This window comes from Spiroplasma chrysopicola DF-1 (genome assembly GCF_000400935.1).
Classification (GTDB): Bacteria; Bacillota_I; Bacilli_A; order Mycoplasmatales; family Mycoplasmataceae; genus Spiroplasma; species Spiroplasma chrysopicola.
In genome coordinates this window covers 501605-517206 of record NC_021280.1, presented here as the reverse complement: position 1 = coordinate 517206, position 15602 = coordinate 501605, and the positions used below count along the sequence as shown (strand labels likewise).

The following is a 15602-nucleotide window of genomic DNA, read 5'->3' as shown; positions in this document are numbered from 1 at the left end:
GTACTTTTTATTTTACTTTTACTATTATATTATATAATTAAAAAAAATAAAGAAAAGCGATTTAAGGAGATAAAATAAATGGAAAAAGAAATTGTCGCATTATTATTAAAACACAATTTGACATTAGCTAGTTATGAATCAATTACTGGGGGATTATTTGCAAATACAATTACGAATGTCCCAAATGCTAGTAAAGTATTCCCTGGGGGACTTATAACGTATAGTAATCATGTTAAAACCAAAAATGGCAAAGTTAGTAAGAAAATAATCCAAAAATATGGTGTTGTGTCATCACAAGTCGCAACGGCAATGGCTGAAAAATGTCAAAACCAATTTAAAACTGATATTGCTGTTAGTTTTACTGGTAATGCTGGGCCAACGGCTCTTGATAACTTACCAATTGGTCTTGTTTTTATTGGGATTAAATATCATTCAACCTTATTAGTTGAAAAATTACTATTAAACTCTCATCTTGATAGAATTACAATTAAAAAACTTGCTGTTGAAAAAGCATTGAGTATCTTATTAGAAATAATTAAATAATTAAATGAAATTAAAATAAAATTAGGTAATTAAAATTAGAAAGGAGAATATAATGGGAACAATAAAAGAACCAACCACTAATATTGAAAAAAATTCAGAAGCGGAAAAAGATCAAATATTAGTGAATGCTTTAAAAGAAATTGAAAAAATATATGGTAAAGGTGCTGTAATGCGTTTAGGTGATAAAACTAATTTAGCAATTGAAGCCGTTTCAACGGGTAGTTTACTGTTGGATAATGCGATTGGAATTGGAGGTTATCCAAAAGGACGAATTATTGAAATTTTTGGTCCTGAATCTTCCGGAAAAACAACACTTTCCTTACATGCCATTGCGGAAGTACAAAAAAATCAAGGTCGCGCCGCTTTTATTGATGCTGAACATGCTTTAGATCCGAATTATGCTAAAAAATTAGGGGTTGATATTAATAATTTAATTATTGCCCAACCCGATAGTGGCGAACAAGCACTTGATATTTTAGAAACCCTAGTTAAATCTAATGTTATTGATATTGTTGTAATTGACTCAGTGGCAGCTTTAGTTCCCAAAGTGGAATTAGAAGGAGAAATGAATGATATTACAATTGGAGCCCAAGCCCGATTAATGAGTAAAGGGCTGCGAAAACTAAATGGAATTATCTCCAAAACTAATTGTATTGTCATTTTTATTAATCAAATTCGTGAAAAAGTTGGGATTTTATTTGGCAATCCCGAAACAACATCTGGAGGTCGCGCATTACGATTCTATGCTTCTGTACGGTTAGATGTTCGTCGCGTAGAAACTTTAACAAATTCAGGAACAGCAATTGCTAATAAGGTTAAAATTAAAGTCGTTAAAAACAAAGTTGCCCCACCATTTAAAGTTGCCTTAATTGAAATTAATTATAATGAAGGAATTGATTCATTAGCAGAATTAATTGATTTAGGAGTAACATATGATGTTCTTGATAAATCAGGAGTTTGATATTCATACAATAATAATCGCTTAGGACAAGGGAAAGAAAAAGTTAAAGAATTTTTATCTTTAAACCCTGATGTTAGAATCACAATTAAAGATAAAATTTTAACAATAATTAAAAAAAATGAAAAATAACTATTGTTCTTCTCACGATAGGGGAGTCAATAGTTATCAGTAGGGGAGTTTAGGCTTAATTATAGATATTGTTTTTAAACAATATCAAAGCTTTTTAAATAATTTAAACTTTTTTCTAAATGAAATAAATCTATTTCAATTTTTGTAATTAAATCATCAATACATGTTTCAATGTTTGTTTTACTATTAATTAATGGTTTTCAAATTTGATTTAAATGGTGATTTTTTTTACTATATGAATATTTATCCAACAACAATGTATAAGAATCATTTACAAAAGACATTGATAAAGCCTCTTGATATTGACGAGAATAATCAATTAAATTAGCCATTGCTTTTGGACTTAATATTTTACGAAGTTCAAGGGGATTTGTCGTATTAGTATCAAAAATGTTATTAAATTCATTCCCTTCAAAATTAATTTCCTTATTTCGTAAAACAAATTTTTTAAATTTATTTTGGTAGGGGACAATGTTCGCCTCGATATCAAAACTAACTGGTAATTTAGCACTAAAAAAGAAGTAATTTTCTGATCGCTTCATTTCAACTAATAACATTAATGTGACAAAATTAAAAGAATTACTAATTGTATTACTTTTACCTTTTTGATTATTATTTTTACCATAACTAGCTAAAATAATAATTATAATATAGGCTAAAATAATTAACGTTTTTAAAAAGATCATTGTCTTACGAACAGTAATAATTCCTAATGAAAATTTTATTTTATTAATAGAACCATTAATTACTTTATTATCCATTTTTTCTTTTAAACTGCTTACCCGAATTAAACTTTCTTGTAAAAGATTATTTTTCCGCGGATTTTTACTAAAACTAGTAAAATTAGGAAGCGGTAAAACTTTAAATTCATTATTAACAATTTCTAATTCAACTTGGCCCTTAAAATAACTTGCAATTGCAATTTGGTAATATTCATTATAGTTTAATCGATTTAAAAATAAAGCAATATTAATGGCACGCGCACTAATAATTGCAATAGTAACAATTAAAACAGTAAAAGTAGTCCCTCCAACTGCTAATAAAATAACTGCTAATAGAAAAGCAATATTAAAAGGCAATAAAATACCCCCAACTATCATAAATACAACGGATAATATTATCATTATTGTCAGGGCAAGTTTTAGTTTTCTAGAACTAGCAGCAAATGACTTTTTCTTACGATAACTTTTATTTATATCCTCATAATGTAAAGCTTTAATTCTATCTTTAACTTCCTGTGATAAGGTTATTTTTTCCATATAATAACTCCTTTAATCATATAATATCATTTTCTATCAAGAGAAAAGTTAAAAACTATTGTTATTTTATTTTTTTCTTTTCACGGTAAAATACTTTGCATTTTTAAAAAAAATTTTTACAATATTTTTAAAAATAAGATATAATGTTTTTGTAGTTGAAAAGCTAAAATGAATGGAAAAAAATTATTTGTTTATTTATATAAATAACTATTTATATAACATTTTTTTGCTAGTAAACTACAAACGAAAAATGACTTATTTTATTTATTTCCAAATAATAAAAAATTCTAACGGTCCAAAACGATACAAACATTTTATTATTAGAACTTAACTTTTAAATAAAATATGTTATATAATATGTTGCCTTTGTGCACTTTACACTTTGTGTGTAAAGTGCTTTTTAAATTTTGACAAAAAATAAGGAATTATTTACCTAACTTGGTTTATAATTAATAGAGAATAGAAGAGGTAAAATTTTTATGAGTGATCAAATTGAAAAAAAATTATTTGGCGAGTTAAAAGGGTCAGAACGAGCAATGTTTGATGCCTTACTAAAAAGTTACTATTTAGATGATGATCAGTTAGACTACTTGCACCGCTACTATAAACCAATTTTTACTATTGGTGATGAAGAAAACTGTATTTGTTTAAGTAATAAAAAATACTTTGAATGTTGTAAATCAAAAGTTTTAGCAACAAATGCTCAACGTGATAATTATGTTTCGATTTTAGAAGTAATTAGTAAACCAGAATTAAAGGAAAAATATCTTAACCAAGAAAAAGGCTATTTTAAAGCAGCAGTCTTACAACAAAACCAGGCAACTTGTATTATTAAAGATTGTCAAAATCCCGCGATTAAAATTGCTTTATATCATCAATTACCAACAAAACCGCAGTTATTTTTAGATCATTATAATGAAAAACACTATTTTAAAAATATTAATACTAATTTTTTAGATCTTGTTAACCCAGATGAAACTCCCTATACTTTTAACGTTATTTGTCATGAACATCATGATAAATTATTGATTAATAATAAATTAGCTGATCAAATCAAAGCATTATTAATAAATTACTATGATAATTTGATTGATCATCATGTTGCATATCAAACTTTTTTACAATATTATCAACTACTTTCAGTTGCCGAACAAGTAATCATGACATTAAAATTAAAAAAAATTATTAAACTGCATTATTTTTATGATTTAGAATTAATGCGTATTACAAGTGACTTGAATAATGATAAAAATAGCTATATTATTAAAGAAATTCCATTAACAAAAAAAATCAGTGTTTTGCAATGTAATGATATTCTATTAGCACAATTAACACCAATTACTTTCCAAGCAATTAATTCACCAAATAATCCATTTTTACCAAATAAGATTTTATATGCAAATATTGTTCATTCTGAAAAACATAGTAGCATTCAATTTGTTTATCATAAAAATAATCGTATTTATAATACCTATTTTGAAGAATGAACTGAAAAAATTAAAACATCAAAACAATGAGAAAATTTTATTTCTAGTTTAATAATTAATTTATCAAATCATTTGCTTCTTGACCAAAAATATTATGAAAAATTAAATGAAAAACAAAAACAGATGTTAAATATTTATTATTACAATCGTTTTGAACAACCACGTAATTCTGGCCAAGAAATGATGTTACAAACATTTATTAATAATTTTCATAATGGGATTAATATTATTAAATAAGAAAGGACTAGAAATATAATATGACAACATGAGGATGAATTTTATTAGCTATTTTAATAGTAATCTTAATAATTTTTATTATAATCTGATGAATCTTTTATAATCGTAAACAAGAAATGATTTTCAATATTTTTAAACGTTTAGAAGTTGAAAATCAAGAATATTTAAATAATAAATACTTAAAAAATACTTTACAAGAAATTGATGTTAAACTTAAATTAAATCCTAACGAACATGCCTACAGTGATGAAATTATTAATGTTTATTTAACAAAAAAACAAAAACAAAGTAAATTATCATCAAAATTTTTTATTCCTTTTGAAAAGGGGATTAATGTAGGGTATGACAATGGTAAAAAAAACATTGAAAATAACTTGATCCCATTTCAACTTGGTCATTTAGTAGTTACTAATCACCGGCTTTTAATTATTAATGAAGATATAACTACCACTTGAGATTTAAATTTAATTAAAAACATTGAATTATCAATTTTTCAAATTAAAAATGAAATCAAACAAGGAATTTATTTATTTATGGAGGACAAGTGTTATATTATGATCATAAATAATTTAGATCTGGCATATTTAATTTACAGGATGTGAAAAAAATAATGAACATTAAGTGAATAATTATTATTGCTTTTGGCAGTTTACTATTAATAACAATACTAATACTAGCAATTTTGGCCTTTTTTCAGCAACAACGAATTAAGCAATACCAAAAAATCAAAACCAATTATCAAAAGGAAATTAACTTGGTAAAAACAAATTTTAACAATAATTTTAAACCAATCAGCATTAAATATGAATTACCATATAATGAAATTTGTTATCTGCACCAAAAAATTAAAGGCACTATTCTTTCTCAAAAACAAATTAAAAAGAATTTCTTTTTATTTGAATTAAAAGACTATCAACAATTTTCGCTTACAAATTTAAATGGTTTTTTAAATTTTCGATCACATAAAGAAAATCCAGATTATTATGGGGACATTTATTTAACAAATCAAAGAGTTTTAATTGATGAAGTAAATAAAGCTATTACGATTTGACTAACTGACATTATTACTGTATTACCAACAATTTTAAATATTAATAATACTTTTCAACCAGGACTGTTATTAATTGCAAAACAAAAATTAGTCTATTGTTTTTGAACAGATGATGTTAAAATGGGGCTAAGAATTAATGAGTTATTACAACAAAAGAGGGGACAGAAAGGGGACTAACAACAATGGAAATGCATATAATTTTAATTTTTACCTTAGTTTTAGCAATTTGCCTCTATGGATTTCATATTATCTTCTTACTACATTATCAAAACCAAAAAAAAATTATTAATTTTAAAAAAGAATATAAATGAAAAGGAATGATAATCTTTATTTTCACAGGAATATACGGTATTTTAACCCCTATTATTATTTTTATAGCAATAAATTACTTTTTATTATTATTTGTGCCTAACATTAGTCCAATTTGATCTTATTTATACGTTATAATTGGTCTAATAAACTATGCTTTAATTTTAATTTATTTAATTATAGAAACTTTAACAATTAATAGCCTTTGAATCAAAGTAACTGAAGCTGAAATTATTTTTTTAGATGAAACGGTTAACTTTCAACAAGTAATTGGACTAGATATTACTGGTGTTTTAAAAAAATTTTGCTTCATGATTGAAGGAGATAAGGAAAAAAAGACCATTATTGGTAAAAAAGCTTTCAACTTTTTAAAAGATATTGATAATTAAAAAATTATAATAAAAACAGTATTGTAAAATACTGTTTTTATTTGATAATTCAGAAAAGAAAATATTACACTATGTTTAATAATGAGGAAAAAATTTGTAATTATTTTAAATATTAAATAAAAGAAAAGTAAAGAGATATTTTAAAACTAAAAAGGGGAGAGATAGTAATGAAGCTTTTATTTATTTAATATAATATTTTCTTTAAAAGTTAAAATTTTAGGAAAAATTTATTTTCCATACCTTAATATTACATCAAATAAAAAATAATACAATAATTATTATTTATTTTTTAAAAAATAAAATATTTTTCCAATATAATATATTATATTAGTCTATATTATAGAATAATCATATGAAATAATAACTTAAACCATACCATTTAATTATTTCTTAGTGTTTTTCCCGTTCTTTTTTAACGCAGCATCAACAGCCTTTGCAATCATTTCTTCTACTTCTGTCTTTGTTAAAATAATTGCTTTTTCGTCAGGGGTTTTATTAACATTTAATTGAGTATTATCAACACTTTTTTGTTTCGATGCAGCTGAAACGACTTTTTTTTGCTGGTTTTTACTCTGTGATTCTTTTTGTGATTGTTCTGTACTAAAATCATTAGTTTTATTATTAATATTAGGTGAGGTGATTTGGTCAATTATATTTGAATAGCTTTCTAATTGTGGATCTAATATAATTTTAGAACTTGGAGTAGGGGTAGTTAATTCTTGGTTTAGCCCAATGTTAGCTCTTAACTTTGCCATTTTTGATTTAATATCTGTTTCTGATACCCCTTCTGTCATTTTTTCTTCTTCATCTAACCCTAAATTATGTTTTATCGCATTATTCTTTTTCTTAGCATTTGCTAATAAAAACTGAATAGTTCCCTTTTCTGGTTTTTGTTTATTAGGTTCAGGAGTTTGACTACTAGTTGGATTTAACATTCTTGACATTTTTTCTTTAATTTTTGATTCATTAGCTGAGGCTATTGCCTTTTTATTATTTAAAGGACAAACATGTATTTTTAAGTGCACAGAGCAAAATGTTGGTGTCTTAGCCATAATAATTCTCCTTTTTTTCTAATTTGATTATATCAAAGTTACAAATAAAAAACATTTAAAAAGAACTATTTAAACAAATTAAATCAATTTTATTATTAATTTCTTCTTTTGTTCAATTTCATCATTGCATCTTTTCTAATTCAATAATTTTTGCACGATCAAAACGATACTTAATAATTTTTGCGGGGTTACCTGCAACAATTGCATATGGAGGAACATTTTTTGTTACAACACTTTTAGTTCCAATTACAGACCCATTACCAATTTTTATTCCCGGCATAATAGTTACCTGATAGCCAATTCAAACATCATTACCAATAATTGTGTCACCACGATTAGGTAATTGTGCTAGCATTTGATTTTTTAATTCTTCATCATTTACATATAAATAAAATGGGTAACTTGAAATAGCATTATAATTATGACTGGCTCCATTCATCATAAAAATTGTTTCTTTAGCAATTGAACAAAATTTACCAATAACTAAATTATCATTAAAAAAATTAGGGAAATGATAACGTACATTTTTATTTTGAAATTCATTTGCTTCTTGTTCATTATCACAATGATAATATGTATAGTCCCCTATTAAAATATTTTTATTAGTAATGTAATTTTTAATTAAATAAATGCCTTCAATATTTGTTGGTTTTTTTATTTTTTCATCTGGTAATATTATTTTCCCCTTCATACTATTGTCTCCTTTTTTTCTTTGTATCATCCAAAGTTCGACTATCAGATTGAATATACTTTGTTTGTTCTTGTAAAATATATTTCATTTCTTCTAATCTTTCTCCTGTCATTAATAAATCCTTTTGGTATTTTTTATTTAAACTATTTATTAATTTATTAGTTTCCGATAAAGGTCTTGCTGTTTCAAAATTATTAATACTCAGTTGTTCTTTCAAATCATATTTACTAATAATCCCTTTAATTCCAACTCCAATTAAGCGAATTCCTTCACCATTTCATAATTTTTCAAAAAGACTAATTGCAATTGAATAAACTTTATCATCTTCACAGGTATATGTTGATAATTTTATTTGCTTTGAATGACGTTGATGATTACTATATTTTAATGTAACATATATAACATTGCCAATTAAAGTTCGCTTACGTACTCGCTGACAAACATGCTTTGCTAATAAAAATATTTTCTCTTTGATTTCTTCATAATCACTTAAATCATATTCAAGAGTTGTTTCATTAGCAACTGATTTTAAACGATTATTATCATAATTTAATTCATCGCTTCCTTTTCCTTGGGCTTTAGAAATTAAGTTATGCACATTACTTCCGAGTATTTTTTCTAAAAAATCTACATCTCCATAATGTGCCAAGTCACCTATTGTATAAATTTCTAATTTTTCTAATTGAGTTGCGGTCTGTTTACCAATGCCAAATAATTTTGTTACCGCCAAAGGAAAAATTATTTTTGGAACATCTTCCTTTTTAATTAAAGTTATTCCCATTGGTTTTTTAAAATCACTACCAATTTTAGCTAATGACTTATTATATGAAATCCCAATACTATTTGGTAAACCTAATTCTTTAAAAACCCTTTTTTGCATATCATACGCTAAATTTTTGACACTCTGATATTTACGATAAATATCAGTCACATCAATATAACACTCATCAATTGAAGCTACCTCAATTTTAGTCGTGTAGTTTTCACAAATAAAATCAAAAAGCTTTTGGGCAAAATTTACATACAAATTAAAATTATGATCAACAACAATTAAATCTTTACATAATTCTTTTGCCTTGTATAAAGGCATTGCACTATTAATTCCAAATTTACGAGCCTGATAATTAGCTGTTGAAACAATTGCCCGGCGTGATGGTGAAGAAACAACAAGTGGTTTACCACGAAATTCCGGAGTGATTGCTTCATGACAACTAGCAAAAAAACTATTCATATCAATATGAAAAATAACTTTCATCTTCTCTCCTCTTTTATAAACCAAATGGCCCTGTATATTTATAATTATATTTAAAGAAAAAATTATATCCAACTAAGTATGTAAAACGATTACTACGTGCATATAATCGGGCATTAAGTCAATCCCCAAAAAAATCTGGGAATTCTTCTCGCACAAAATTTTTCATTTTACTTTCATAAAGATTTTCTAAGTTTTCTTTCAGCTTTGGACTCATTGCAAGGGAAACTAAATATAATCCTCCCATTAAAATTGGGAACAAACTAATTAATTGATACTTATTAATAATATTTATTATTTCATTTTCTAAAATACTTGGTTTAACATTAACAATTATTACAAAAATAATATTTAGTAAAATAAAAAAATAAAATAGAAGTAAAAATAATTTTGGCGCTTGAAATAATCAAAACCTAATTGATTTTATTGTTGAATTTTTTTTAAATAATTCTGATCCAAAAAAAACTTTTCCTAAAACATAATCTATTCCTAATCCAGTTAAAGACAAATTGACATTATTAATTGATAAATCATTAATTAAAAGAATTTTATTTTGATAAATTTTATCAATTGAATAATTTTTAAGATTATATTTTAATTCTAAACTTGTGATATTATTTTGAATTAAATATTTTTCGGCAATTTCGATAGCTTGCATTTTATTATTAGAACTATTATTTTGAAATGGGGTTGGCATAATCATATTACGATACATTAATCAAATATAAAAAATAAAAATAAGATGAAATAAAAATAAGACTGCAATTAAAATAAATGTAAAATTATTACTACCTAAAAACATTATCTTTCCCCCTACTAATATTTTTTATGATTCGTCATTATTATCTTCTACTAATTCAATTTTCCCAGAGTTAACTTGTTGTAAACGTTCTTTTACAACCTGACCAAGGGCCCCAATGCCATTTGTGCTGTTTAGTTTCATTTTTAAAAGCATTTCTCGTTCCTTATTACTTGGATCGTTAGCTGCTTTTAATAATCGTAATCGTTGAGCTGTTGTTAGATTATTTGGGTCTAAAACATCTTCGTCGTTAATAAAAATAGCTTCTTTTTTACTAGCAGCAATATTATTTCGAACACGATTTAAATACGAATTAACCGAAAGATTCTCTTGGGGTTCATCCAAAGGTAAATCTAATTGATCATAATCATTATCTTCGCTTGTCTCACTTTCAGAAATTTTAAAATTATTATTACATTTAATTTCGTTTGCTTGTTCATTATCTAAATCAAATGGCTTTAATTCAACAGTTTCATCTTCTTTAACTGGCAAAGTATTTTTATTATCATGATTATTATATCCCTGAAAAGGAATATTGAAATCTCATACTCGTGGAGTAGCATCAAGAACAATTTCTGGTTTTTTAACTAAATCATCTAATGAATCTGGAATAAAAAAACTATATTTTCTTTTTCCTGTCACTAATGGTTCTTGGGCACGTTCTCTTAAAGCTGACATTTTCTCTTGAACGGCATTATTTTTAATATTATTTCAACGATTCTGTAATTCATTTGTATTAAATAAAGGTTGAGATTCATCATTTGAAAATTTATTATCATTATTAATATTTATATCATCCAATAGTTCTAATTCTTTATCTTGATCAAATTTTTGCCCTAAACTTTCTATTGATTCGGGTGTTTTTTTTCTTTCAACTTTAATCCAATAATCATCAATATCTAATTTATTTTTTTCAATTGAAGTAGGCCTTTTGGCAGGATCAATATATGATGAATCATTTTCATCTTCTTCTCAATAATTAAATTGCTTTTTATCTTCCATTTATAATCCCTACTTCCTATTTTTATTTATGATTTAATTATACTACGATTTAAAAAAGAAAAAAAGTATTCAAATTAAGAGGATGGAATAAATTATGTGGTTGTTGAGAAATATTTTTAAATGTCTATATTATTAAAATAAACATTTAGATGATGAATACATCCATTTATCTTTGATAAATATACTTAAAAATTTGTTTTACTATATGACTTAAATACTTAATATTATTTAAAATTTGGGATTCAACTTGGCAGCCTATAAATCCTCAAAAATAATAAGCCTTTTATCTCTTAATTTATAATTGAGATTTAAAAAGTTATATAATTTTTGATCATAATCCTTTAATTCATTTTCATATTTTTAATTTAAAATCATATATAAGTTTTTATCTTTTAATACTTTTCGGTTATTGATTAATCGTTTTCATTAAAACAGGTGTGGGTATAACAATATGATTGTACTTTTACTAATTTGTTATTATTATAGTTAGAAGTATTACTGTATGTATCCTCAACAGCCGCGGCATTTAAATATTTACATTTATACTTTATTTTTTTCTTATCAAAATTATATATCAAATCTTACAAATTAATACTCCAATTAATGTTTAAAATTGTTATTAGTGAAATTTCTGAATAATTATATTTATCTAAAATATCCTGGTAGGGTTTTCCACTATCTAATTCTTTTAAGATTTTAAAATATAAATCAAGATGTAAACGCTGATAAGGTTTTCGTCCTATTTCTACATCTAATAAAAATAAATATTTATATTTATACTACTTTTGATTATAATAACGGAATCTTGTTCTTTCATATGTAACTGGTCCGCACTCAGTAGTTAAGGTAGTTGATTTTTTTCATAAAGAATATATCCCTTATTATTATTTAAATATTTTTTCCGTAAACGTAAATTTAATTATTCATATTGATCTTGAATAGTTTTTCGAGCTCTATTTTTAAGTTCCTTGTCCAAATCTTCAAACATTTTAATTTGTTTAAAAATATTTTGTGAATAGTTATTTTTGATCTTAACATAAAATAAAAATCCTATTTATTAAATAGGATTAAATACATAAATTAATTATTGAAAATAAAAAAGATAGTCAAAAATAATTAACTATCTAATTTTATTCATCATTCAACTGATATATATTTCCAGTTGAATTAGCCATCAAAATTGTACCATTTGATAATTGCACCAACGATCTTACAGTACTATCAAATCAATGATCAACTATTTGTGCTTTAACTGTCCCATCTGGATTTAACTGATAAATTGAATTATAACTACTAGCTAAAATAGTACCATCTTTTAATTGCACCAACGATCTTACAATACTATCTAATCCATGATCAACTATTTGTGCTTTAACTGTTCCATCTGGATTTAACTGATAAATTGAGCCCTTGAACGTTCCAGCCGAAATGGTCAGTGATAAAGCAGTTATCAACTTTAACTAACGAATAAACCCCACTATCAAATTTTTGGTTATTTGGTTGTTCTACTTTATGATCAATTGTGCCATCCTCCTTCAACTGATAAATTTCACTAATGTTATTAGTAAAAGCGGCGGCAGCTAAAATGATATCCTCTGATGACTGTAATAATCCCATAACATTGGTAACAAATCCATGATCAACTACTCGTGTTTTAACTGTTCCAGCTGGATTTAATTGATACATTGAGCCGTAGGATGTTCCAGCTAAAATTGTGCCATTAGATAACTGCACCAACGAGAGCACAGAATTACCATCAAATCCATGATCAACTACTCGTGTTTTAACTGTTCCGATATTTGGATTAAAAATTCGATAATTAACTAAAATTGGTTTTTCACCAACAATATATTTCTTACTATTCTCTTTAACTCTAACTGATGCCTCTTTCTCTGCAATTGAATTCTTAACTATTTCAATTTCAGTCAGATCAACATCTTTATTTTTATCTTTAATCGCACTTAAAATTGTTTCTTCTTTATTGTTTATAATATCTCCTAATTCAGGTTTTGTTAAAACTTCTGACAATAATTTTTGATTACTTTTAATAAAATATAGTTTTACAGTATCATTTGACAAATAAACTTTGCTACCTTTAATAACAGTTAAATCAGCTGTAACAATGCCATTACCTTCAAAAACATTTTCAATTTTAACTTCCCCTACTTCTAAATTATCATTAGCATTGGCAACTATATCCATTAATTGGTTAGGATCAACAGTAAGATTAATATTTGGAAAACTACGCTGTTTGACATCTGTTGCTAAAGTTTTTAATTCTGCAATATAATTAACATTAACTGAAGAATCAGGATTATATAAATTACTTCAAGATTTAACCCCCACTGTTGCCGAAATTTTAGTAGCATTTTTAATATACAAGTCTTCAATTTGGACTACAGAGTTTTTTGCTTTAACCGCAACTAGAATTGTTTCTTTACGATTATCATCAATAGGTCCTAAGTCTGTTTTTGTTAACTTTTCATTCAAATTAATTCTTCAATTATAATTTGGTAAATGAGCTATCTTATTTTCTAAACGAGTAAAATATCATCCTAAAGTTCCACCAGTTGCTGCTAATAATAAAATTAAGACTAAAGTAATACTGATAATCATTTTTTTCATTTTTGACACATATGTAAAAAATGTTGACGCGTTAAACTAGCCAATTTTCGGTTGAACTTATGTTCAAAATCCATATTATACTTTTCAAGAATTTGCGTAGCAATGGCCTGAGTTTCTTCTTTTTTTACAACTACTAATTGGTTTTTACCCATACTACCTTCTTTAATACGATCAATTGTTGCTTGTGATAATGTAATCGTATTATTTACTACTTTAACTTTACTTGAACCATCACCATTATATAAAGCATCTTTCCAAAAGAATGCATATGAATCATTTTTACAGAAAATAAATGCTAACGGCACTACCCCATTATCTTCATCAATATTTCGAGTTTTATCAACATGACAAAGGAACAATTCTAGATCATCTAAATGTTTTAAAACATTCTTTTTTGCAATACTAATAACTTTTTTAAACTTTTTTTGACAATTGTTACACATATTATCATAAAAATCTTTTACCTTATTTTCCATATTTAGTTCACCTCCAAATGATACAATAAAAAACTTAATTCAAAGATTTTTTTTGATAAATTATGGTAATTTTTTATTTTTCTTTAAAAATATAAAATTCTATTTATTTAAATAGGATTAAATGCATTAATTATCTAGTTTTTTTACGATAGTGAATAGCAAATCAGGTTAGAAATAATCCCAAACATTAAATTAATAATAAAATTATTGGTAATAATCATAATAAATATTTAGTGCAAGAATTAACATCAGGAGCATTTGGAACTGGAGGATTTGGTGGATCTGGCGGAACAATTTTATATTTGCATATGTTTCTGGATTTTCATTAGGGATTTTATTTGCTGAAATTCCATAGTCTTCATTTAAATCAATATCATTATATTTATAGATAGTCATGTAATCTTTAACATCTTGATAAATTCAGTTTCTTAATTGTTCAGCATTAAACTTAGAAAAATTATATTGATAATTTTTAAACTGAATCGCACTTAGATCATAGCTAGTTTCTGAATTATAAGTTGCTGAATTACACACTGACAAAGTCTCATTACCAATTAAAATTGTTGATGTAACTAAAGTGTTAACTGAAACTGTTAAAAATTGTGGATTATCTTTTGGATTATCTTTATCATTTAGTAATGATCTTAAACCGAATGAGTAAATTATAATATCTTTACCATTAGGAGTTTTAATCTGATAATCACTATGAATTGTTGTCCAAAATTCGACTGCTTGATTATTGTCAACAATATCTAAAAAACAGGGATATTTATTTTGATATTCAGGGCCAATAATAGCATATTTTTGAACTGTAGTTTTGCCTGACATTTCTATGGTATAATGCCAAATTCCACTATCTGATCAATACTGTATAGAAGTATTTGAAAAAATTTCAGTCTTTCTTTGTCTATCATCTGGTTTTTCAAAGGCTTTAAATGCATTTTCATCAATTCCTTCCCAGTAAACATTGTCTATTACTTCACATTAAAAAGTTTGATTTATTCCTTTTCCAAAAATCAAAGCCTTCAACAATAAAACCTAAACCATATTTATTTTTCTTTGGGTCTATTACTTCCCCTTTATTCTTTAATGGGTCTAAAAGAAAAAAGAACAGTTGATTTTTGTTTAACCTAAATAATTTGGGTTTTAGTACCAGTATCTGGATTGATTTATTTATCATATTTAGGATTAGATTGACCATTTTCCAAATTTGGTGTAATTAATTCTCTTGTTTCTCGTTATGTTCAGGGTATCAAGCATACCATTTTAGTTTTAAATTTGAAATTAATGTTTTAATAATAATTTCAATATTATATATAATCTCATACTATAAAGACTGC

The 15602-nt window shown here is 25.3% G+C and carries 15 protein-coding genes and 1 pseudogene; 6 read left to right on the top strand and 10 right to left on the bottom strand.

Annotated elements, in window-relative coordinates; translation table 4 throughout:
• The first annotated feature begins 78 nt into the window (after nt 1-78).
• Complete coding sequence (locus tag SCHRY_RS02365) at nt 79-543, top strand: CinA family protein (protein WP_016338868.1); 465 nt, start codon at nt 79-81, stop codon at nt 541-543.
• A 52-nt stretch (nt 544-595) separates the two neighbouring features.
• The gene (recA, locus tag SCHRY_RS02360) at nt 596-1633 is read left to right on the top strand and encodes a recombinase RecA (protein ID WP_016338867.1); all 1038 of its coding nucleotides are present in this window, start codon (nt 596-598) and stop codon (nt 1631-1633) included.
• 74 nt (nt 1634-1707) lie between these two features.
• On the opposite strand, the gene SCHRY_RS02355 is transcribed toward recA, so the two are convergent.
• Nucleotides 1708-2892, bottom strand: coding sequence for a DUF3137 domain-containing protein (locus SCHRY_RS02355; protein ID WP_016338866.1), 1185 nt, complete (start codon nt 2890-2892; stop codon nt 1708-1710).
• A 479-nt stretch (nt 2893-3371) separates the two neighbouring features.
• Between SCHRY_RS02355 and SCHRY_RS02350 the strand changes: the two genes are divergently transcribed.
• From SCHRY_RS02350 to SCHRY_RS02335, 4 genes are read left to right on the top strand one after another with little or no spacing between them, the layout of a single operon-like run.
• Nucleotides 3372-4616 (top strand): hypothetical protein, encoded by a 1245-nt coding sequence (locus SCHRY_RS02350; protein ID WP_016338865.1) that lies wholly within the window; start codon nt 3372-3374, stop codon nt 4614-4616.
• A 20-nt stretch (nt 4617-4636) separates the two neighbouring features.
• A complete protein-coding gene (locus SCHRY_RS02345; RefSeq protein WP_016338864.1) occupies nt 4637-5227 on the top strand; it encodes a hypothetical protein in 591 nt (196 codons plus the stop codon).
• Nucleotides 5227-5844 (top strand): hypothetical protein, encoded by a 618-nt coding sequence (locus SCHRY_RS02340; protein WP_016338863.1) that lies wholly within the window; start codon nt 5227-5229, stop codon nt 5842-5844. Before SCHRY_RS02345 ends, SCHRY_RS02340 begins: the two co-directional genes overlap by 1 nt.
• Nucleotides 5845-5849: 5 nt before the next feature.
• Nucleotides 5850-6365, top strand: coding sequence for a hypothetical protein (locus tag SCHRY_RS02335; protein WP_016338862.1), 516 nt, complete (start codon nt 5850-5852; stop codon nt 6363-6365).
• Between the two features lie 383 nt (nt 6366-6748).
• On the opposite strand, the gene SCHRY_RS02330 is transcribed toward SCHRY_RS02335, so the two are convergent.
• From SCHRY_RS02330 to SCHRY_RS05650, 9 genes and pseudogenes are all read right to left on the bottom strand, one after another.
• Nucleotides 6749-7417 carry a hypothetical protein gene (locus SCHRY_RS02330; protein WP_016338861.1) on the bottom strand — a complete coding sequence of 223 codons (669 nt, stop codon included), beginning with the start codon at nt 7415-7417 and terminating at the stop codon, nt 6749-6751.
• Between the two features lie 55 nt (nt 7418-7472).
• On the bottom strand, nt 7473-8108 hold the full coding sequence (locus SCHRY_RS02325; protein WP_016338860.1) for a CatB-related O-acetyltransferase: 636 nt from the start codon (nt 8106-8108) through the stop codon (nt 7473-7475).
• Between the two features lies 1 nt (nt 8109).
• Entirely contained in the window at nt 8110-9363 is a 1254-nt protein-coding gene (gene dinB / locus SCHRY_RS02320; RefSeq protein WP_016338859.1) for a DNA polymerase IV, read from the bottom strand.
• 13 nt (nt 9364-9376) lie between these two features.
• The gene (locus SCHRY_RS02315) at nt 9377-10162 is read right to left on the bottom strand and encodes a hypothetical protein (RefSeq protein WP_016338858.1); all 786 of its coding nucleotides are present in this window, start codon (nt 10160-10162) and stop codon (nt 9377-9379) included.
• Between the two features lie 24 nt (nt 10163-10186).
• A complete protein-coding gene (locus SCHRY_RS02310) occupies nt 10187-11161 on the bottom strand; it encodes a hypothetical protein (RefSeq protein ID WP_016338857.1) in 975 nt (324 codons plus the stop codon).
• Nucleotides 11162-12291: 1130 nt separating this feature from the next.
• Nucleotides 12292-12615 (bottom strand): DUF3237 domain-containing protein, encoded by a 324-nt coding sequence (locus SCHRY_RS05370; protein ID WP_144060283.1) that lies wholly within the window; start codon nt 12613-12615, stop codon nt 12292-12294.
• A complete protein-coding gene (locus tag SCHRY_RS05250) occupies nt 12533-13786 on the bottom strand; it encodes a hypothetical protein (protein WP_016338856.1) in 1254 nt (417 codons plus the stop codon). The genes SCHRY_RS05370 and SCHRY_RS05250 overlap by 83 nt, the downstream gene beginning before the upstream one ends.
• The gene (locus SCHRY_RS05245; RefSeq protein ID WP_016338855.1) at nt 13756-14262 is read right to left on the bottom strand and encodes a hypothetical protein; all 507 of its coding nucleotides are present in this window, start codon (nt 14260-14262) and stop codon (nt 13756-13758) included. Before SCHRY_RS05245 ends, SCHRY_RS05250 begins: the two co-directional genes overlap by 31 nt.
• 205 nt (nt 14263-14467) lie before the next feature.
• Nucleotides 14468-15589: pseudogene (locus SCHRY_RS05650) on the bottom strand (Mbov_0399 family ICE element protein); the annotation flags it as partial.
• Between the last annotated feature and the right edge of the window lie 13 nt (nt 15590-15602).